Origin of the sequence: Solibacillus sp. FSL H8-0523 (assembly GCF_038051985.1) — a bacterium.
GTDB lineage: Bacteria > Bacillota > Bacilli > Bacillales_A > Planococcaceae > Solibacillus.
In genome coordinates this window covers 2,521,981-2,542,283 of record NZ_CP150291.1, presented here as the reverse complement: position 1 = coordinate 2,542,283, position 20,303 = coordinate 2,521,981, and the positions used below count along the sequence as shown (strand labels likewise).

Annotated in this window: 18 protein-coding genes and 3 riboswitches; of the genes, 7 read left to right on the top strand and 11 right to left on the bottom strand. The window is 38.1% G+C overall.

From position 1 onward, the window contains the following. Positions 1-83 precede the first annotated feature (83 nt). Positions 84-719, bottom strand: a complete 636-nt coding sequence (locus NSQ62_RS12665; protein ID WP_341320495.1) for a hypothetical protein — start codon at positions 717-719, stop codon at positions 84-86. Positions 720-856: 137 nt separating this feature from the next. Here NSQ62_RS12665 and NSQ62_RS12660 point away from each other — a divergent pair, with 137 nt between their 5' ends. The 4 genes from NSQ62_RS12660 to NSQ62_RS12645 all read left to right on the top strand — a co-directional run bounded on the left by NSQ62_RS12660 (position 857) and on the right by NSQ62_RS12645 (position 3,183). Next, positions 857-1,807, top strand: a complete 951-nt coding sequence (locus tag NSQ62_RS12660) for a cation diffusion facilitator family transporter (RefSeq protein WP_341320494.1) — start codon at positions 857-859, stop codon at positions 1,805-1,807. A 12-nt stretch (positions 1,808-1,819) separates the two neighbouring features. After that, positions 1,820-2,134, top strand: coding sequence for a metalloregulator ArsR/SmtB family transcription factor (locus NSQ62_RS12655; protein WP_341320493.1), 315 nt, complete (start codon positions 1,820-1,822; stop codon positions 2,132-2,134). 102 nt (positions 2,135-2,236) lie between these two features. After that, positions 2,237-2,671: a GNAT family N-acetyltransferase gene (locus tag NSQ62_RS12650; protein ID WP_341320492.1), complete on the top strand. Its 435-nt coding sequence runs from the start codon at positions 2,237-2,239 to the stop codon at positions 2,669-2,671. 290 nt (positions 2,672-2,961) lie between these two features. Further along, positions 2,962-3,183 carry a hypothetical protein gene (locus NSQ62_RS12645; RefSeq protein WP_341320491.1) on the top strand — a complete coding sequence of 74 codons (222 nt, stop codon included), beginning with the start codon at positions 2,962-2,964 and terminating at the stop codon, positions 3,181-3,183. A 36-nt stretch (positions 3,184-3,219) separates the two neighbouring features. Here NSQ62_RS12645 and NSQ62_RS12640 read toward each other — a convergent pair whose 3' ends face one another. Genes NSQ62_RS12640 through NSQ62_RS12625 form a run of 4 tightly spaced genes read right to left on the bottom strand, consistent with a single transcriptional unit; the run spans position 3,220 to position 5,872 of the window. Then, the gene (locus NSQ62_RS12640) at positions 3,220-4,086 is read right to left on the bottom strand and encodes an ABC transporter permease (RefSeq protein WP_341320490.1); all 867 of its coding nucleotides are present in this window, start codon (positions 4,084-4,086) and stop codon (positions 3,220-3,222) included. A 9-nt stretch (positions 4,087-4,095) separates the two neighbouring features. Next, on the bottom strand, positions 4,096-5,007 hold the full coding sequence (locus tag NSQ62_RS12635; protein WP_341320489.1) for an ATP-binding cassette domain-containing protein: 912 nt from the start codon (positions 5,005-5,007) through the stop codon (positions 4,096-4,098). Positions 5,008-5,009: 2 nt separating this feature from the next. Next, entirely contained in the window at positions 5,010-5,420 is a 411-nt protein-coding gene (locus NSQ62_RS12630) for a DUF3021 domain-containing protein (RefSeq protein WP_341320488.1), read from the bottom strand. After that, positions 5,417-5,872, bottom strand: coding sequence for a LytTR family DNA-binding domain-containing protein (locus NSQ62_RS12625; RefSeq protein ID WP_341320487.1), 456 nt, complete (start codon positions 5,870-5,872; stop codon positions 5,417-5,419). Before NSQ62_RS12625 ends, NSQ62_RS12630 begins: the two co-directional genes overlap by 4 nt. A gap of 214 nt (positions 5,873-6,086) precedes the next feature. Between NSQ62_RS12625 and NSQ62_RS12620 the strand changes: the two genes are divergently transcribed. Continuing rightward, positions 6,087-6,755, top strand: a complete 669-nt coding sequence (locus tag NSQ62_RS12620) for a hypothetical protein (RefSeq protein ID WP_341320486.1) — start codon at positions 6,087-6,089, stop codon at positions 6,753-6,755. Positions 6,756-6,832: 77 nt separating this feature from the next. Here the strand turns inward: NSQ62_RS12620 and NSQ62_RS12615 are convergent, their stop codons facing one another. Together NSQ62_RS12615 and pyc are read right to left on the bottom strand one after the other, a co-directional pair. Beyond that, positions 6,833-7,012, bottom strand: a complete 180-nt coding sequence (locus tag NSQ62_RS12615; RefSeq protein WP_341320485.1) for a hypothetical protein — start codon at positions 7,010-7,012, stop codon at positions 6,833-6,835. Positions 7,013-7,442: 430 nt separating this feature from the next. Beyond that, a riboswitch (cobalamin riboswitch) is annotated at positions 7,443-7,621 on the bottom strand. Positions 7,622-7,785: 164 nt separating this feature from the next. Further along, a complete protein-coding gene (gene pyc, locus NSQ62_RS12610) occupies positions 7,786-11,220 on the bottom strand; it encodes a pyruvate carboxylase (protein ID WP_341320484.1) in 3,435 nt (1,144 codons plus the stop codon). Between the two features lie 179 nt (positions 11,221-11,399). Beyond that, positions 11,400-11,580, bottom strand: a riboswitch (cobalamin riboswitch). A 330-nt stretch (positions 11,581-11,910) separates the two neighbouring features. Here pyc and NSQ62_RS12605 point away from each other — a divergent pair. After that, complete coding sequence (locus NSQ62_RS12605) at positions 11,911-13,707, top strand: carbon starvation protein A (RefSeq protein ID WP_341320483.1); 1,797 nt, start codon at positions 11,911-11,913, stop codon at positions 13,705-13,707. Positions 13,708-13,780: 73 nt separating this feature from the next. Here the strand turns inward: NSQ62_RS12605 and NSQ62_RS12600 are convergent, their stop codons facing one another. Beyond that, positions 13,781-14,704 carry an NAD(P)/FAD-dependent oxidoreductase gene (locus NSQ62_RS12600; protein ID WP_341320482.1) on the bottom strand — a complete coding sequence of 308 codons (924 nt, stop codon included), beginning with the start codon at positions 14,702-14,704 and terminating at the stop codon, positions 13,781-13,783. A gap of 261 nt (positions 14,705-14,965) precedes the next feature. Continuing rightward, positions 14,966-15,146: riboswitch (cobalamin riboswitch) on the top strand. 151 nt (positions 15,147-15,297) lie between these two features. On the opposite strand from NSQ62_RS12600, the gene metE reads away from it, so the two are divergent. Continuing rightward, positions 15,298-17,592, top strand: a complete 2,295-nt coding sequence (gene metE / locus NSQ62_RS12595) for a 5-methyltetrahydropteroyltriglutamate--homocysteine S-methyltransferase (protein WP_341320481.1) — start codon at positions 15,298-15,300, stop codon at positions 17,590-17,592. 35 nt (positions 17,593-17,627) lie between these two features. On the opposite strand, the gene NSQ62_RS12590 is transcribed toward metE, so the two are convergent. The 3 genes from NSQ62_RS12590 to NSQ62_RS12580 are packed head-to-tail and all read right to left on the bottom strand — an operon-like array spanning position 17,628 to position 19,753. Beyond that, complete coding sequence (locus NSQ62_RS12590) at positions 17,628-17,759, bottom strand: hypothetical protein (protein WP_341320480.1); 132 nt, start codon at positions 17,757-17,759, stop codon at positions 17,628-17,630. Between the two features lie 59 nt (positions 17,760-17,818). Further along, on the bottom strand, positions 17,819-18,736 hold the full coding sequence (locus tag NSQ62_RS12585; protein WP_341320479.1) for a TIGR03943 family protein: 918 nt from the start codon (positions 18,734-18,736) through the stop codon (positions 17,819-17,821). 15 nt (positions 18,737-18,751) lie between these two features. After that, entirely contained in the window at positions 18,752-19,753 is a 1,002-nt protein-coding gene (locus NSQ62_RS12580) for a permease (RefSeq protein ID WP_341320478.1), read from the bottom strand. Positions 19,754-20,303 lie beyond the last annotated feature (550 nt).

Below are 20,303 nucleotides of genomic sequence, written 5' to 3'. Positions count from 1 at the left end.
CTACAAAATAATGTTTTGTTTTATAAATTATCTGAAAATAAAAAATGGCGAATGCCATGTTATTCCATGCATTCGCCATCCTATTATTTCGTTTTGAGATTCAATTCAATTTCGTATGGATTTGAAATTGAGCGTTTATCGCCATTATTAAAAGGGGCAGGGGTAATCAAATTTACTTTTTTTATTGGGAATTCGGCATCTGTAATGAAATATAAATAGCCTGTTATCGGTGTTGAAACTGCTTCGCCTTCGAATTTCACTTGATCGCTAAAGGTTGAATCGGCTTGTGTTATGATGTCCATTATTTCAAGTTCTGATTGATAGGCGAAAAACGTCTTGTCTTTGAAGTTATCAAAGTTTCCGTCAATTTTAACACCTATTTTTATATACACATTTTTTCCAAATTCATCGCCAATATCCTCATATATGCCACGGTTTTCTTCATTAATGAACACTTTTCCGTATTCAACAGAAGTTACAGTAAGATTAATGTCTTCTTCACCTATCGTTTGTGTGAGTTGTTCATTTAGATAGTAGGCTTCGAGCTGACCAATGGCTTCATCATATGTTTTTATAATTGTTAAGGGCTCGGCTTCTGTTGACTGTTCAGTATTTAGCTCATTTGAAGGGCTTGCGACAACATCAACAACAGCATCATCATTATTATTACATCCATAGGCGAAGGCAAGGAGTAATAAAGGGAAAATTAATTTTTTCAATAGTCATTACCTTTCGTGTTTCAAAGTTGGCTATATTATATGAAGTAAAATTAAAAGTAATGTTTAATTGACAAATAATTCAATAAGTTTTATTATCTATATATGAACATATGCTCATATATTAAGGGGTTGATTAGATGGCTGAACATCACCATCACCATTCACATGGTGCCAACAAAAAGGTGTTACTGATTTCATTTTGGATTATTTTTAGCTTCATGATTGTGGAAGGAATTGGGGGCTTTTTAACAAATAGCTTAGCGTTATTATCAGACGCAGGGCATATGTTAAGTGACGCGGTGTCACTTGCGATTGCACTGGTAGCGTTTATTGTGTCAGAAAAGGCCGTGACCATGTCAAAAACGTATGGTTATAAACGGATTGAGATTTTAGCTGCGCTATTTAATGGGATTACACTGATTGCGATTGCGTTATTCATTTTTTACGAAGCAATTGAGCGTTTTCAAAATCCTCCTGAAGTTGCAACGACAGGCATGCTTATTATTAGTGTGATTGGGTTACTTGTGAACATTTTAGTTGCATGGATCATGATGAAGGGTGCGGACACAGAAGAAAACTTGAATATGCGCGGAGCCTTTTTACATGTCATTAGCGATATGCTTGGTTCAGTTGGCGCAATTATCGCAGCCTTACTCATTATGTTTTTCGGCTTTGGCTGGGCAGATCCATTAGCGAGTGTCATTGTCGCTGCACTCGTATTACGTGGAGGCTATTTTGTTACGAAAAATTCATTACATGTATTAATGGAAGGAACGCCAACTAGTGTCGATAGTGAACAAGTATTAACCATCCTAAAAGAGCATGAACAAGTGCGCGGTGTGCATGATGTACACATTTGGGCGGTGACTAGTGGCCTACATGCGTTAACATGCCATATCGTACTAGATGACGAGTTGACTGTGAAAGAAAGCAGCGCCATTTTAGCTAACATTGAACATGATTTATTACATGCGAACATTCAACACGCGACAATTCAAGTGGAAGGTCGTACACATGCACATAAAGATAGCGTATTTTGTAACGTAAAAGCAGAAACAGATGGGCATCATCATCACCACCATCATTAAAGGAGGAACTACATGAACGAATCAATCGAACAAGTAAATCACGAGCTGGATGATGAAACATTATTTGTCGTATCGCAAACGTTTAAAGCACTCAGTGACCCGACGCGTATTCGTATTTTGAATTTACTGTGCTGCGAGGAATATGCGGTCAATGATATTGCCGAAATCTTGAATTTAGGTCAATCCACGGTTTCACATCAATTACGCTTTTTAAAAAATTTACGCCTCGTCAAGTTCAGACGCGAGGGAACAACGATGTATTATACGAGCGATGATGAGCATGTGATGAATTTATTACATCAGGCAATTATTCATGCGAAACATTAAATTTTAGAGCAAAATGGAGAAATCCATATTGTTCTTTTTTTGATTGTAATTGTATTTTAATTATATTATATGTATTATTATTCATAAAAGGGGATGTTTACGATGAGACATAGTATTGTATATGAAAAGTTAATTTTTTGTGAAGAAACACCTGAAAAAAAGCAGTATTTAGCATTACATAAAACAACCGGTTGGAATGCGAAGAGACTATTTTCACAGGAACAATTATACGAAGGAATATGCAACAGCTGGTATCAAATTTCTGTATATAATGAACAACAATTAATTGGATTTGGTCGAATCATTTCTGACGGTGTGTATCAAACATTTATTTGTGACGTGATGATTCATCCTGACTATCAAGGAAAAGGTGTAGGGAAAAATCTAATACAAGCGTTAGTAAAATATTGTGAGCAAAAAGGGATAAGGTGGGTACAATTATTTTGTGCACAAGGTAAGCAACCATTTTACGAAAAGTTAGGTTTTACGGTACGTGATAGAGAAGCCCCTGGTATGACATTATTTTTAAACAAGTAAAATGGATAACCTCAAAATGAAAATTGAGGTTATCCACTATTTGCATTCGCTAATTATTCACTAATATTCGTTAACTTCTCATCAATCGGTGTACGTTCACGTGCATGTGGTGTCATGTCAGGATAGCCGACTTGTAAAATTGCTAGCACTTTTTCACCGCGTTCTACACCAATCGCTTCAGAAGTAACTAAAAATTCTTTTTATTCTACCAATACATCCCGTAATTTGAAACTATTTACCATTTACTTGCCTAAAGAGATTATAATAGAACTTTAAAAAGGGGGGTTCCTATGTTATTTATCACGATTGTGATATCGATCCCGGTATACGGATTTTTCATTTGGGGCTTATACGAGCCAGAAGAAGCGATGCTATTTATGGAAAAGTGGCGTTATAAGGAGCAACCAGAGTTTTCTAATATGCAAATGAAATTATATAAATTAGGCAATATTTGTGGAATTATTTTATTAACCCTTTACATAATGGGTGTGGGCTATAATACATTTTTCTAGAAAAGGGAAAAGTGCGGTGCGATGCCGCGCTTTTATTCATTTATATTTTCGTTTATAAGCAATAGCTGAAAGTCCCAAAACAACGACAATCGTACCTACAATGAACAGCACACTTGTAGCTGGAGAAATGATTGAATCGCCAATTTTATACACGACACCATAATTTAGTTTATAGGATTCCTCAAAAGCTGTAGCACCTTCAAAAACTGAAGCTAAAGAAGGCTCCATTAACACCTGACGCAGTAATACAGCAATATGACTTACTGGGAAAAAGTGAATAACGCTTTGTACTGTACTAGGCAAGACACCAATAGGTACATAAATACCACATAAAAAACCAATCATTGTCCCAATCACGGTATTGACCGTTGAAAAGGCCGTTTCAGAGTTGATAAAAAGTACGATGAATAAGTTGATCGTTGAACTGAGAAGTACGCCTACTAATATCAGGGCTAACACTTTAACAAACGCAGAAAATGATAATAATGAACCGCCAATCACTACGATAAAAACCTCACAGCAAATAAATGCAACAAACGTCATCATAAAGCCAATCATCAGCGAGCTAAACACATAGCTAAGTTGAATATTAAATCTGGAAGCAGAGGTTACTAAAAAATCAGCCGTGCGCTTTGTTTCTAAATCTTGAATATAAATCGCGAATACGCTAAGTGTTGACGTCATTGCAATGGTTGTTAATATCCCTGCAACCATCCATTCACTCACTAAAATCTCAATGGCCTTCGTTACAGGGACTACTTGACTAATCGCATCCGTTTGTAATTTTTGAAGGAAGACCACATAAACACCGACCGAGATGAGGACAGAAAAGAGCGAGAAAAATACGAGCATTTTATTGCGGAGAAACACTTTGTTATTACGGCTAATTAGACTGACGAGCATGATTTTCACCTACTTTTCTTCGTTAATTTGAATAAACACTTGATCAAGCGAGCCTTTCACCACTTCAAAAGACGAAAGATAAGGCTCGAGTTGATTGAGTATCGGGAGTGCATTGAGTGTAGAGGGGAGGTTGATTTTATAAACATCCCCATCTGCCAGCACAGGATAAATTGTGTGTGACTGAATGTTGTCGATTGTGAACGCTTCTTTTAAAGTAATGACAAGCTGATCACTTGCAAACTGCTCCTTTAATGCATTTGGTGTACCTTGTGCAACAATTTCACCTTGCTTCATGACTACAATTTGGTCGGCATTCGCAGCTTCTTCCATGTAATGGGTCGTTAAGAAAATCGTCATACCAATTTCTTTACGCAAGCGCTCTATTGTTTCCCACACAAATTTTCGTGTATGGGGGTCTAAGCCGGTCGTAGGTTCATCTAAAAACAGAAGGGGAGGCTTATGAATGATTGCCCGGGCAATATCTGCACGTCTGCGTTGTCCCCCTGATAATTGTCCGTATTGTTTTGATTCAATATCTTCAAGCTGTAAGTATTGTTGTGCGAACGCATAGTTTTCTTGCAATTGCTTTTTTGACAATTGATAAAACCGCCCGCGATGTAAAATGTTCTCTTTTACGGTTAACTTTGCATCTAAAATGCTTTGCTGAAATACAATACCAATCGATTCGCGAATCGAAGCATTGCCCTTAATCGTTCCAAGTTCATGACCGTTTATTTGTACGTCGCCACTTGAGGGATCTAGCAATGTACAGAGTATTTCGATGGTCGTTGATTTCCCAGCACCGTTACTTCCTAAAAAAGCGAAGAGGGCGCCTTTTGCCACTTGAAAACTAATGCCTTTCACAGCTTTCACCGGTCCGTAATGCTTGGTTAACTGTTTTACTTCAATAATATTCGTCATAGTTATTCCCCTCGATTTTTTTGTAACTGCGCATTCATTTTGCTTATTGCGCGTTTTTGTTCAAAGATAAGCGCAATCCAAACGCCAACATACACAATTGTCACACGTAAAAATAATGAGATGACAGTCATCGGTTCACTCATATAAAACCAATTGCCGAAATTTCCAATGATAAATGAGGATGTGACAACAATGAGATAGTGCGCGGATAACACAGCAATATATGGCCAATGCTGGATTTTGAATAAAAAATTCGCACAGCCAATCATAAAGCCAAGTCCATTTGCTAATATAAATTGTACGAAAATGGTCTTACTTGACCACACATCTTCAGGATTATTAAATGCAATCATAGCAAGTGTAAAATAAGAGATAAATACGCTGACCATAAAGCTAATAAAAAAGTTTTTCATCTCATAGTACCTCCTAAACCGAGTGCTTCTTTTAGTGATTTAAAATAGTTGCGGCTAACTGGAATGGTTGCATCGTTTGCTAAAACAATTTGCGGATTACCAAGCACCTTGGATTGGATGGAAATAATTTTTTTGAGATTAACGAGCGTTGCTTTATTAATACGAATAAATTGATGTTCGAAGCGTTCTTCCAGCTCATATAATTTGTTTTTTGCCTCAAATTCTTCGTCATCTGTTTGGATATAGACTTTGCCATTGTCACTATAAATTGAAAAGACCTCGTGAACTTGTAATAAATGAATGTTATTGTCCTTATAGCCCGCGATGTGATTTGAAACGGATTGTTGCTTCAACTTTTTCATCAGCTGTTCGACAGTTTCGTTATAATCAGGTGCGTGAATATGTATTTCGATTTGTTGTATATCACTTTCAATATGAAGATGAATTTTCATAAGTGCTCCTTTCTAGCTACGATTGTAGCATTGCAAATCGACCGTTTATTATTTATCCATGTAACACGTTCCATGGATAAGGCAACAGGTAAATTTTTGTGAATAACCTGTATGTTTATTGTAATGTTAAATGGATATTACTGGTGAACTTTTTAGGGGGTTTTGTGGATTTAACTAGGTCACGGTATAATAGAAGAAAGGGAGGTGAATAAAGATGTCAATGGACTTATCATCACTGAATTCAATTAATAGTTTACTCGGCTCTACATATGGCACGGCGGCTGCTACAACACCGAATATCTCAGGAACAAGCTTTGAAAACTATTTAATGAATGCTTTAGGAACAGGAACAAATAGCGCCACGCCCGCTGCAAGTGTATCTTCGCTACTGGATATGTATTCAAATGGTGGTGCAAACTCGTTAGTAAACGGTTTAACTTCTTCAGGTTCGACTTCAGATGTTGCATCACAATTGTTATCAAGCTTACAATCAACTGGCACATCGGCGGCGAACTTAACAAGCCTTTATAACACGCCGAATATCTCGGCACCAGCTGCTTATGCGGACGGGTTAACGAGCACATTCCAATCGCAACTTTTAAATAACATGAATGCGGCAAAGGCTAAGCTACAATCTTCGTTTAACGGGTTTATAGAGCGAATGGGTGAAACGCCAAATGCTTCGGCACAATTCCGCATCGAGCAAATGCAGCAAAACATTAGCTTGATCGAAAACTATATTGCGTCCAAATCAGCAAATAGCACGGATGCTTTGTTAGGCCAACTATCAGGAACAGATAGCACGAAGGCTGCGACAAATCATTCCTTAGTCGACCAGTTGGATGCAAAATCTGCATTAACCCAGTATAGGTTGAATTTATAGGAGAAAGCTTGCAGGAGGTGGATTGTTACCTCGATGCAAGCTTTTTTGTATACCTCTGAAAAATGATACTTCATGTATTAAATCGATTCACCTGAAAGTTCGCGGCTCACAAAATCATAAGCTTTTGAAATTTCTTGCTGGTGATCTGTGTGTTGAAGCATTAATTGTTCGGTGATTTCTGTTAATGTACTTGCTGTATTCCCAAGTGTATTTTGCATAATTTGCTCTTTTAATAAGTCGATGTAGGTTTCTATCATTCCATATTCCTCCTTAGTTAACGTGATTCTTCAAGTTTTTTTGAAACCGCTTACAATAATGAGGGATGAGTGATGATTATCGTTTTTAAGCACCGGCATATAAGCAATAATGGTTAATCATCTATAATGCCTAAACATCTCTATTCGGCAATGTAAGATGAGGCGTTCATAAATGACTAACCATCATGCTAGTAGGAGCTTTAGCACAAAGCTTCTACTGATTTTGGGGAAATCTTAGTAATTCCAAGATGTCGATTTTCTAACTTTATAGGGGAGAGTTAAGACAAATCGACATCCGACAAGCACTAAAAAACCACCTTCGCGTAAAGATGGAAGATGGTCGGTAAAAGTCAACTTAAATAAGCCTGAAGATCAGGAATTCAAATTCGTTTGACGTACGATAATTTCACCACTCATTTCCACGTGAGCATTGGTGTGTACTAGTTTTGGCAGGTCTCCTGGCTTATCATCAACATTTTTTACACCTTCCCGATTACTCAGTGGTATTTGTAAAAAACTCCGAATATACAGTTGCGGGACAGCGACGGATTCACACCGTACTTCCCTTTTAAGCTTATTCTCATAAGCACCACAACATACACGATTCATATGAAGTTATATTAGTAAAACTAATTATAGTATAAGCAATAATTAGTATTTCGTCAATAAATGTTCGAATTTTAAGAAGGTTTCGTATTAAATAGTTGTAAATTTTATCTATAAAAGAGGGAAAGGACCACAAGATCGTGTGTGGTCCTTTGGGTAAATTTCATCTATTCGAATTCGATTAATAAATCGCCAGTGGAAAGGGCTGAGCCCGCTTGTACATAGATCTCTTTAATGATGCCATCTTTAGGAGCTTGAACAGTCGTTTCCATTTTCATCGCTTCCGTTATAAGTAGATGGTCACCGCGTTTTACTTTACTTCCTTTATTAATTACTACCTTTAATACGGTTCCAGGCATCGTAGCACCAATTTGGCTCGTATTCGTAGGATCTGCTTTTAAAATTGCTGCTTCCTTACTATCTAAACTGAAATCTTTAATGATTAACTCACGAGATTGACCATTAAGCTCGAAGTACAAAATACGTGTGCCATCATGTTGGGCTTCGCCAATTGAAATGAGTTTTATAATCAGCGTTTTCCCTTTTTCAATTTCAACCTCAATTTCTTCACCAAGCTTTAGTCCATAAATGAATGTCGGTGTATCTAACACCGTAATATCACCGAATTGTTCATTTGTTTGAACATATGCTTCAAATACTTTGTCATACAGCGCATAGGCGATACAATCCTTTTTCGTAAAGGTGCGTTGTGGATATTTTTCCTCAAGCATGTGCAAAATGACTTGTAAATCGACCTCTGGTAATAATTCACCAGGTCGTACGGTTATTGGCGCACGATTTTTTAAGATGACGCGTTGTAGTTCCTTCGGGAATCCACCATGTGGCTGACCTAAATAGCCTTGGAATAATTCAATTACTGAACTAGGGAAGTCTAGAGTTTGACCGCGTGTTAATATGGTTTCTTCATTTAAATTGTTTTGTACCATAAATAGTGCCATATCCCCAACAACTTTTGAAGAAGGGGTTACTTTCACGATATCGCCAAACAGTAAATTGACGCGACCGTACATCACCTTTACTTCTTCCCAGCGATCGCCAAGGCCAACACTTTTAGCTTGCTGCTGTAGGTTACTATATTGACCGCCTGGCATTTCATGGACATATACCTCTGAATGCGGGCTCACCATACCACTTTCGAATTCACGGTAATATTTGCGTACATCTTCATAGTAATAAGAAAGTTTTTCTAATGCCTCAATATCAGCACGTACTTGTCGTTTTGCACCATCCAATGCATAAACTAATGAGTTAGCAGATGGTTGTGACGTTAAGCCAGACATTGAACCAAGGGCCGTGTCGATAATATCAACACCTGCATCAATGGCACGAGCATAGGTGTAAATACCGTTGCCACTCGTATCGTGTGAGTGCAAATGAATCGGTAGGTCTGTTACTGCTTTTAATTCAGATACTAAACGGTAGGCGGCTTCAGGTTTTAAAAGACCCGCCATATCTTTAATCGCTAAAATATGTGCGCCGGCTTGTTCAAGTTGTTTTGCCATATCCTTATAATATTGAGCAGAATATTTCGCCCGCCCATCATTTAAAATATCGCCCGTATAGCAAATCGCTGCTTCGGCGACTTTGCCCGCTTGACGCACGGCATCAATTGAAATTTCCATCGACTGAATCCAGTTTAATGAATCGAAAATGCGGAATACATCAATACCTGATTCGGCAGACTGTGCGATAAACTCGCGAATGACATTATCCGAATAGTTTTTATAACCAACCGCATTAGCCCCGCGCAGTAGCATTTGGAATAATACATTTGGAATTTCTTTTCGTAGCTGCTCTAAACGTGTCCAAGGATCTTCTTTTAAAAAACGGTAAGCGACGTCAAATGTTGCGCCACCCCACATTTCAAGTGAGAAGTGTGAATGCATACCAGCTGCTGTTTCTTTTGCAACCGCAAGTATATCGGTACTTCGCATACGCGTCGCAAGTAACGACTGATGCGCATCACGCATTGTTGTATCTGTTAACAATACATCGTCTTGTGCTTGAATCCATTTGACTAAACCATCGACACCTTGTGTATCAAGAATTTGCTTCGTACCTTGTAAATCAGTCGGTACGAAAATGTCTGGTATACGAGGCTTCGTTAAAATCGGTTTTGTTTTTGTATCGACACCAGGGAAACCGTTGACTGTAACATTACCAATGTAATCCAGCAGTTTTGATGCACGGTTTTTTGGTAATTTAAAATCAAGTAGTTCAGGTGTTGTATCAATAAAGCTTGTATTAAAATCACCTTTTAAAAAGCTTGGGTGTACCATGACGTTTTCTAAAAATGAAATATTTGTTTTAACTCCGCGAATGCGGAACTCACGTAAGTTACGATCCATTTTTTCAGCGGCTTGCTTAAATGTTGTACCCCAAGTGGAGATTTTCACAAGTAATGAATCATAGTAAGGTGTGACAACAGCACCTTGGAAGCCATTTCCGGCATCTAAACGAACGCCGAAACCACCTGATGAACGGTACACCTGAAGTTTTCCAGTATCCGGCATAAACTGATTTTGTGGATCTTCCGTTGTGACGCGAGATTGAATTGCATAGCCGAAAAGGGGGATATCTTGTTGGCTGGGTACACCAACTTCCGCATCTTTTAGGCTTTTACCAGCGGCGATATGAATTTGTGTTTGCACAATATCAATACCGGTAATCATTTCCGTAATCGTATGCTCCACTTGAATTCGAGGGTTTACTTCAATGAAATAAAATGCATCATCAGCTACTAAAAATTCAACGGTACCTGCGTTTACATAGTTAACGTTTTGCATGAGCTTGACAGCTGCATTACAAATATTGTGACGTAGTTTACTAGAAATGGAAATTGACGGTGCAATTTCAACGACCTTTTGATGGCGACGCTGGATCGAACAATCACGTTCATATAAGTGAACGATATTCCCATGAGTATCCCCAATAATTTGTACTTCAATATGCTTTGGCTTTATGATTGCCTTTTCTACATACACTTCATCAGAGCCAAAAGCTGCTTTTGCTTCTGATTTTGCGCGCGTATAGCCTTCCCCAAGTTGGCTCGCTGTTTCAACTAAACGCATCCCACGACCGCCACCACCAAGTGCCGCTTTAATCATGATTGGGTAACCGTATGTATTGGCAAAATCAATTGCTTCCTCAAGCGAAGCAATCGGTCCATCTGTTCCAGGAATAACAGGAATTCCAGCTAAAACCGCTTGTTCACGAGCTTTTACTTTATCGCCAAACATGTATAAATGATCGGTTGTTGGCCCAATAAAGATAATACCTTCTTCTTCACAGCGTTGTGCGAAATGAAGATTTTCAGATAAAAATCCGTATCCTGGATGAATCGCATCCGCTCCGCATTTTTTTGCAATATCGATAATGCCCTCAATATCTAAGTATGCATCTATTGGTTTTTTTCCTTCACCAACTAAATATGCTTCATCTGCTTTATAGCGGTGGTAGGATCCATTGTCTTCATTGGAATAAATCGCTACGGTTTTGATTTTCATTTCTGTTAGTGCTCGAAATACTCGAATTGCAATTTCGCCACGGTTGGCAACTAAAACTTTTTGAATGCTTAACATGAAGTAATTCACCTTTTCTTAATTAGAGTGCTACGGGTGTAAGCGTTATCATTCTGTGCGAACAAAAAAGCAACTTACTTAAGAGTAAGCTGCTAATATTAGTTGCTAAATAAACACATTCATAATGAAGTGTGATCTGTGCGACAAATATTAACATCTTCCCTAGATCCACGTAGGTTGATCGATGCAATGAACTTGGCAGGTCTCCTGACTTATGATCAACATTTATTCGCGCCTTCCCATGACAGTGGCTTGTGCGAATAAACTCCCAATTACAGTTGCGGGACAGTGTCTGACTTTCACAGACTTCCCTTTTAAATAACTAAGTGCGTTAGTTATACCAATTCAATGATTGATTTGTGCCTCCTACGCTAACAGAGATGAAATTAGATTGCAATAATAAAAATTGGTTAATCCAAAGTGAAATGGACGAAATTTTGAGTTTTTCTAGAATATTAAGAACAATTAAAGCGCTATAATTGTATAAAATTAATTTGGAATATTCTTTTAAAAATAGCGTTTATTCTATATAAATGCATCTGTTTGTATAACAGATTACTATTCTAAAAACATTTGTTATAGAACAAAAAAGATGCTAGGATGAGAAAAACTAATTGATGCATAAAAATTTAGAATTATCTTATTTTTCAAAATGGTCATTTAGTAAATACATATATTGGGGGAAGCATTATGAACGCCATAACTTTAGTGATTGCAGCAATCTGTATTTTAGTGATTGCCTATCGTTTTTATGGAATTTTCTTTACAAAAAAGGTATTAAAAATTAATGAAGACATGCCAACACCAGCGCATGAAAATGAAGATGGTAAGGATTTCGTGCCAACGAATAGATGGATAGCGTTTGGTCATCACTTCGCGGCGATTGCAGCGGCTGGTCCACTTGTTGGTCCAATCTTAGCAGCACAATTTGGTTACTTACCAGGTTATATTTGGTTACTAGTTGGTGCAGTAATCGGGGGAGCAGTACACGATGCGGTTGTATTATTTGCTTCGATGACAAAGGGAGGTAAATCACTTTCTGAAGTAATGCGTGAAGAATTAGGACCGGTGGCAGGTTTTTGTACAGGGTTAGCGATGCTATTCATCATTACCATTACAATGGCCGGTTTATCCATGGTTATTTTAGGTGCATTAGCAGATAATCCGTGGGGTACATTTGCCGTAGCAGCAACGATTCCAATTGCGATGCTTATGGGCTTAATTAACAAATTTACGGGGAATTTAAAGTTTTCTACGATATTAGGAATCGCGCTCCTTGTTGCGGCTGTATTTTACGGACCAGCTATTCAAGGAACGTGGCTTGGAGATTTACTTACATTAGATAAAGAAACATTATCTATTATTTTACCAATTTATGCATTCTTTGCGGCTGCTTTACCAGTGTGGTTCTTACTTGCGCCGCGTGATTATTTATCAAGCTTTATGAAAATCGGTGTGTTCATTGCGTTAATTATCGGGGTGTTCCTAATTAATCCGGTTATTCAATTCCCAGCTATTATTCCTGACTTTTTAGGTGGTGGAGGTCCAATCGTTGCAGGTCCCGTGTGGCCGTTCGTATCGATCACCATTGCATGTGGTGCGATATCTGGGTTCCATGCGTTTGTAGGTTCAGGGACAACACCGAAAATGTTAGATCGTTGGGAAGATATTCGCGTCGTTGGTTTTGGCGCGATGTTAGTTGAGTGTGTCGTAGCTATTATGGCATTAATCGCAGCGACAGTTTTACATCCGGGAGACTATTTTGCTATTAACTCAACACCTGAGAAATTTGCAACGCTTGGTATGTCCGTTGTTGATTTACCAGCACTTTCAGAAGCAATCGGGATGGATTTAGAGGGGCGTACGGGTGGTGCGGTAACACTTGCTGTTGGTATGGCTTCGATTTTCTCTGGAGTGGAATGGTTTAGTCATTTAACAAGCTACTTCTATCAATTTGTCATTATGTTTGAAGCGGTATTTATTTTAACGGCAATTGATGCGGGAACGCGTACAGCACGTTATTTAATTCAAGATTTCCTAGGAAATGTTTATAAGCCACTGAAGAAAACAGACTGGTTACCGGGTACAATCGGGGCAAGTGCGCTCGCTTGTGTCATGTGGGGGTACTTACTGAATTCGGGTGATATTGCGTCGGTTTGGGCACTGTTTGGTGTGTCGAATCAGTTAATGGCGTCGATTGGTTTAGTATGTGGCGTAACATTTGTATTAAAAGTTGCAGATAAGCGCATTTACGTGTTAACGTGCTTTATTCCATTAGTGTATCTTTATGTAACGGTAAACGTTGCAGGTTACTGGATGGTTAAAAATGTGTACTGGAATGCAGCGGCAGGTGGCTACAATGTGTTAAACGGTGTGTTATCGGTAATTATGTTAACACTAGGATTAATCATTGTCATAGCATCATTCATGAAATGGCGTGAATTATGGGCACATCCACGATTTACGAATAAAGTGCAACAAGCATAAAGATAAAGCGGTGTCTGGAAAGTAATTTCCGGACGCCGCTTTTCAAAGTTTGGTCGGAGAACCCGTAACTTTTCTAGTGTCTATTCCAATCTTTAAAAATCGGATGATGTGTTGAAACTATTGGCTGGTACGTGTCATTCGGTTTTAAATATAAATAAGCTGCGTTACTGGCCTGCATGGCATCGTGTGTTGCACCGTGGATCAGCTTGAGCTTATCTTGTTCAAAACGGGCATCCCCAGCGATAAAATAGCCAGCTAACGACGTGTAACTATTATCTTTTTGTACGACGCGGCAAGGGAGCGTGAAGCTCTCTTTTGTCGTGCCAATATGACAGAAAACATGCGAGAACGGTTCGTCATTGATGCTAAAGGTACTTAAGTGATAATCAATTTGAGTGTGCTGCAAGGAACGTATTGGAATTTGAAGTGCCTGTATCGCATCCATTAAAATGGGCTGTAGCTGAATTGATTGGGATTCGATCAGTAACACGTCGACACCGCGCTTTTTTAACTGGATGGCCCAATCGATTGCCATCGGAGTGTGTCCGATAATGGCAATTTTTTCAGTGCTTTCAAAATTAGCGGGTAAAGAATAGCTAATGTGCGGGAGCGCTGCTGCTGTGATGGATTCACTTTGTAATTTTTTGTGCTGAATATAGCCCGTACCCGTTGCGTTGATGATCGTTTTTGCTTCATAAGTATTCGAAGTCGTTTGAACCGTAAAGTGCTGGTCAAAATGTACATGCCGCACACGCTCATTTAACAGAATTTGTGCCGAGCTAATATGTAATTGTCGTTCTAAATTTCGTAAGTATTCCTCGGCAGTAATCCCGTACTGTCCAGGTAGGTCATAAATCGGCATATCTAAATAATAATGTAGCCGTCCGCCTAATTTTTTATTGCCCTCTAAAAGTAAGGTGTTTAATCCACGTGATGCACAGTAAAACGCACTATACATACCAGCAGGACCGCCACCTATAATACAAACATCGTACATAAAAAACCTCCCATGTTAGTTGTAATGCAAGTGACTTGCCAATTATGTTACTAAATTTTAGACGTACCTTTTGCTAAAAATGTTCTGTATTTATAGTGCCGTAACCAAAATAAATTATCAAGAAAAAGTTTAAAAGTTGGGATGAACTTGTACAATAAATCTCGCTTGGAAACGAATATTGCTTCATTTCCCTAAAATATAATAATTTTCAGAAAAATAGATTATCAATAGAACAAGTTATGCTATAGTTAGTGTCAATTACATAACGTGTTAAGAATAGGTGCTTGTGAGAGCAAGCTGAAAAGGGAAGCATGGTGCAATTCCATCACTGTCCCGCAACTGTAATTCGGAGTTTTTTAACAAACGCCACTGGGTGACTGGGAAGGCTGTTAACAAATGTTGATGATAAGTCAGGAGACCTGCCTATTTCCTAGTACACACCAAAAGCTTACGAGGAGATAAGTGGTGTTTTGTGCGAGATACAGTGAACCTAATCGTTTGCTTATTTGTTGATGCATCAAAACTTCCACCGCTATTTCTCATGTGAAATAGTGGTTTTTTATTTGGTTATGTAAACGACAATTTGGAGGTTGATGAAAGTGAGTGTAAAAGCAGCAGTAGTTGGTTATCCGTATATTGGGGAAAATCGTGAATGGAAAAAGATTGTGGAACGTTTTTGGAAGCAGGAGCTATCAGAACGGGAATTACAACTAGAATTTGCCAACTTACGTAAAGCATCGATTAAAAAGCAAGAAGCGCTAGGATTAACACAAATAACAGTCGGGGATTTTACCTATTACGATCGTATGTTAGATTTAGCCTTTTTATTTAACATGATACCGGAACGTTATCAACATATTGAAGGAGCCAAAACTTTAACAACATATTACGCAATGGCGCGTGGTAATGATGATACGGTTGCATCAGAAATGACAAAATGGTTCAATACAAACTATCACTATATCGTACCTGAATATAACGACGCGAAATTGCAATTAAATCATAACATTTACGTTGATTGGTTAAACGAAGCAAAAGAAGTGACGGGTATCGAGCTAAAAGCAACCTTAATCGGACCGTACACATTTGCAAAATTAACAAAAGGGTACGATGAAAAACAATTAGCTAGCTTTATGATTCAGCTAGTACCTCTATATAGTACGTTAATCCAGCAGTTAGCAGAAGCTGGTGCAAGTTCTGTGCAAATAGAAGAGCCTGCATTAACACTAGAATTAACAGAAGAAGACATACGCCTAGTAGAAGAAATTTATAAGCAACTGGATGAGGCGACGACAGCGAACATAATCCTGACAACGTATTTTGAAGCGTTATCCAACTATGAACGCCTGATAAAGCTACCTGTTGCCGGTTTTGGTTTAGATTTTGTTCATGGTAAAAAGGGAAATATTCAAGCGATTCGTCACTATGGCTTCCCACAAGATAAAGTATTAGCGATTGGCTTAATTAATGGTCGTGATATTTGGCGCACGAATTTAATGGAACAGGCACAATTTGTACAAGCGATTCAGTATTATATTCCAAATAATGAAATTTGGATTCAATCGTCTTGTAGTTTACAACATTGTCCAGTTACAACGAAGGTGGAGGTTACCTTACAGCCCGTATTAAAAAATGCGCTAGCGTTTAGTGATGAAAAAATTCCGGAAATTGTACAGATTACCGAGTATATTGAAACGGGTGTATGGCCGAATCCATCAGCTGTTTCAGCGAGTATGAAGGCAATCGAGGCACTACAAACCGATGTCAGTCGCAATAATGCAAAGGTAGCAAATGAGCTCAAGCAATTAACGAATCAGGATTTCCATCGTCCATTAGCATTTGAAGAACGTTTAGCCTTGCAGCAGCGAGCATTAAATTTACCATTGTTCCCAACGACAACAATAGGTAGCTTCCCGCAGTCAAGAGAAGTAAAAGCGTGGCGCGCGGCTTGGCGTAAAGGTAATCTATCAGATGAAGCATATGAAGAAAAATTAAATGAAGAAACAACACGATGGATTCACATTCAAGAGCAATTAGGGTTAGATGTTTTAGTACATGGTGAATTCGAGCGTACAGACATGGTGGAATATTTCGGCGAAAAACTTGAAGGCTTTGCATTTACGAAAAATGCTTGGGTTGTGTCATACGGCTCTCGTTGTGTAAAACCACCAATCATCTTTGGTGATGTGGACTGGACAGCTCCGATGACTGTAAAAGAAGCAGTATTTGCACAATCGAAAACATCGAAATATGTAAAAGGAATGCTAACAGGTCCCGTGACAATTTTAAACTGGTCATTTGTCCGTGACGATATTTCACGCGCGGATGTAGCCAATCAAATTGCACTTGCCCTACGTAAAGAAGTAGCGGCGCTTGAAGATGCCGGAATTCGCATTATTCAGGTTGATGAGCCAGCTTTACGAGAAGGCTTACCACTACGTAAAGAAAACTGGGCCGATTATTTACAATGGGCGGTCAAAGCTTTCAAATTATCAACTTCAAACGTTGATAATGAAACACAAATTCACACGCATATGTGCTATTGCGAGTTCAATGATTTCATCGAACCCATTACCGCATTAAATGCCGATGTGATCTCACTGGAAACATCTCGTAGTCACGGGGAATTAATTCATTCACTACAAGACGATTCATATCCGTATGGTGTAGGTTTAGGTGTGTATGATATTCATAGTCCACGTGTACCAGAGATTGTTGAAATGACGGATATTTTAAACGATAGCTTAGCAGTTATTCCTGCACCATTATTTTGGGTAAATCCAGATTGCGGCTTAAAAACACGTCAGGAGCCAGAAACAATCGCAGCACTTAAAAACATGGTTGCTGCAGCAAAAGTATTGCGTGAAAAATTGGACGTAAAACAGTAGTATTAAAACAAATAAAAAGGTGAAGCCGCTTAACACTATGTGGCTTCACCCTTTGTTAATAATTGTTGTAATGCTTCTTTTACTGAAGCTGGTTTGCGACCAAGTAATCGTTCTAAATCCGTTGAATCATTTTCCAACTTACCTTCACGAATGCTCATTTGTGTCATCACACATACCCGCTAAGTGATCAGGTACATTACCTAATCACTCTTAACTGCTACTAAACCTAATCCCACCACGTTATAATCGGGAAAATATAGGGGTCACTTGGTTCATCGATTACCTTCCAATTCGATACTTTGACGATAGGTAATTCATAGCCATCATAACTGCCCACACTTAGAATCCCTTCGATTTCAAGCCACGTATCTTGTGTAATCGTAGCAGCCTCTTCAAATTCAGTTAGAAATCCAATGATACTCGCATCTGCTATACAATGGTTAATTAAAAATCTTGAAAGTACGAGCTGGTTACTAGTAAATTCGCCTTCCTTAAAAACAAATCCACTCATCTTAATCGTCTTGCCAGCGTAAGATTGAGGGCTATCGTTTATCTTTGTATAGTAAGAGCTAAATATATCCTCATTCATCACAATTTGTTCAGAACCTTCGAGGATAGCCGTTTTTTCTGCTAATTCTGCTTCAGTAAGATAGTTCGTGTTAAGTAACGGTGTATATTCGTCTGAATAAATATCAAGATGCTCTTTTTCTACTAGTGGCTCTGAAGATTCTAATGATTGGTCAAGTGAGGCCGGTTCCCTTTGTCCACCACTCATCTGCGTGAGTACAGAGCCTTTGTTTGCGGCAATAGAAGAATCGAGTGTAGCAGGTGGAATTGTAAATCCAGTCATGATTGGAAAGGCAATGATTGTGAAACCTAGGACTTTTGATAAATTAAAGCGATTATTGCCATGGTCATGGTTACAATTGGTTGAACACACATGATGAATCGACTTGTTCTCAAAAATTCGAAATAACTGGATGAAAAATAAAATAAAAAAGATAGCCGCCGTCAATTTACTCATAAAGCTATACTTTGGATTAATGTACTTCGAAATATCGCCTGTGATCTGTAAATTGACAAAAAACAACGTAAATAAACCTAAAAGTACGACCTTCAATACATGTTGCGCGTTCAGCTTCACCTATTCAATCCTTCCTTATATAAAGCTCGATAAATAAACACAAATAAATACAATGGATGTAATAAGAAGAAATAGCACGAAGACAAATTTCGCTTTAAATACACTCAATAACATAATCGTATTTTTCAAATCAATCATGGGTCCGTAAATAAGAAAAGCTAATATCGATGTAGAAGGAAATAAATTTTTAAAACTTGCACCAATGAAAGCATCGGCTTCTGAACACAGCGATAAAAAATACGCGAGTGCCATCATGACAATTGTCGACTGAACGAGTCCATCGCCAAATAAGAAAAGTGATTGTGCTGACACATAAGTTTGAAGTAAAGCGGCTACAAAAGCACCCATAATTAAATACTTACTCATATCAAAAAATTCATCTATTGCATGGTTTAACATTTCGTGAATTCTTAGCACGATTGGTTGTTTTTTTGTTGGATTCGTAACCGAGCTATCCAACTCTATCTTACTTTTTAATTGGTTTGATTTATATAAAAAGCTGACAATCAGTGCAATGATTACTGCTGCAATGAACCCAACGCCCATACGTAAGAGCGCCATTTTTAAATCATTACCAAAGGCCATATACGTCGAAATGATAACAATCGGATTAATGAGCGGCCCTGTTAATAAAAAGCCAATCCCTGCGTACAAAGGTACACCCTTACCAATTAATCTGCGGACAATCGGCACGATCCCACATTCACAAGCTGGAAATAATGCGCCAACCACACAACTCATTAAAACAGCCGAAATTTTATTTTTTGGTATCCAAGCGCGTAAGTGATCCTCCGTGATAAAAATTTGAATAAACCCTGCAATTAGTACGCCAATCAATACAAATGGAATGGCTTCAATTAAAATACTGAGAAAAATGGTATTGAATTGTTTAAAAGAATTTGGAAGTGTGAACAAGTCACTTTCTAAAAATAAAGGCACAGCAAAAATCAAGCAAATAAAAGTTCCTAAAACAAACACTACTGAAAAATTAGTAGATAACCGTTGTCTAGATTGCATGGGTTCGCCTCTTTCTTATAAAATTACCGCAATATTTTCGTGTGGTTGCATAACTTTAAGCAACGAATTTAATGCACATTTTTGTATTTGCGACTTAAAACAAGTTAGTGATAAAACAATTTCTGTAGAAGAATTAGTTCAAAGTATTATATTTAGTTTAAAGTGTAATCATTCTTATTTTTTGGATTCATAGCCTTCGTGTATAAATCATCAAGGACTTTTATGGCAATAAGGGGGGCGATATTTTAGGGCTCGGAGGCGGATTTTTTGCCGCATTATTAGGGATTAGTGCATTAGCCGATGAAGAAAAAAATCGTACTGCAGAATTTTTACTGACTCATCCGATTAGCCGTCGACCGTTATTGCATTTTGGCAGTACTCTTTGGGCTGATTCCATCGTTAAACAGTTTTTACATACCATAATTATTTTCCTCTTGATCTTTTATTAGAACCTTTTATTTCCATCTTATCTTATTAGAATAAAAGAAATCTATATTGTATAACCTTTGTCTAATTTAATTCGTAAAATGTAATATAATTGACATGTTAA

Excerpts from the sequence above, each read along its gene's own strand:
- NSQ62_RS12660 (WP_341320494.1), top strand. The coding sequence starts at position 857 with ATGGCTGAACATCACCATCACCATTCACATGGTGCCAACAAAAAGGTG.
- NSQ62_RS12655 (WP_341320493.1), top strand. The coding sequence starts at position 1,820 with ATGAACGAATCAATCGAACAAGTAAATCACGAGCTGGATGATGAAACA.
- NSQ62_RS12650 (WP_341320492.1), top strand. The coding sequence starts at position 2,237 with ATGAGACATAGTATTGTATATGAAAAGTTAATTTTTTGTGAAGAAACA.
- NSQ62_RS12645 (WP_341320491.1), top strand. The coding sequence starts at position 2,962 with ATGTTATTTATCACGATTGTGATATCGATCCCGGTATACGGATTTTTC.
- NSQ62_RS12640 (WP_341320490.1), bottom strand. The coding sequence starts at position 4,086 with ATGCTCGTCAGTCTAATTAGCCGTAATAACAAAGTGTTTCTCCGCAAT.
- NSQ62_RS12635 (WP_341320489.1), bottom strand. The coding sequence starts at position 5,007 with ATGACGAATATTATTGAAGTAAAACAGTTAACCAAGCATTACGGACCG.
- NSQ62_RS12630 (WP_341320488.1), bottom strand. The coding sequence starts at position 5,420 with ATGAAAAACTTTTTTATTAGCTTTATGGTCAGCGTATTTATCTCTTAT.
- NSQ62_RS12625 (WP_341320487.1), bottom strand. The coding sequence starts at position 5,872 with ATGAAAATTCATCTTCATATTGAAAGTGATATACAACAAATCGAAATA.
- NSQ62_RS12620 (WP_341320486.1), top strand. The coding sequence starts at position 6,087 with ATGTCAATGGACTTATCATCACTGAATTCAATTAATAGTTTACTCGGC.
- NSQ62_RS12615 (WP_341320485.1), bottom strand. The coding sequence starts at position 7,012 with ATGATAGAAACCTACATCGACTTATTAAAAGAGCAAATTATGCAAAAT.
- pyc (WP_341320484.1), bottom strand. The coding sequence starts at position 11,220 with ATGTTAAGCATTCAAAAAGTTTTAGTTGCCAACCGTGGCGAAATTGCA.
- NSQ62_RS12605 (WP_341320483.1), top strand. The coding sequence starts at position 11,911 with ATGAACGCCATAACTTTAGTGATTGCAGCAATCTGTATTTTAGTGATT.
- NSQ62_RS12600 (WP_341320482.1), bottom strand. The coding sequence starts at position 14,704 with ATGTACGATGTTTGTATTATAGGTGGCGGTCCTGCTGGTATGTATAGT.
- metE (WP_341320481.1), top strand. The coding sequence starts at position 15,298 with ATGAAAGTGAGTGTAAAAGCAGCAGTAGTTGGTTATCCGTATATTGGG.
- NSQ62_RS12590 (WP_341320480.1), bottom strand. The coding sequence starts at position 17,759 with ATGACACAAATGAGCATTCGTGAAGGTAAGTTGGAAAATGATTCAACG.
- NSQ62_RS12580 (WP_341320478.1), bottom strand. The coding sequence starts at position 19,753 with ATGCAATCTAGACAACGGTTATCTACTAATTTTTCAGTAGTGTTTGTT.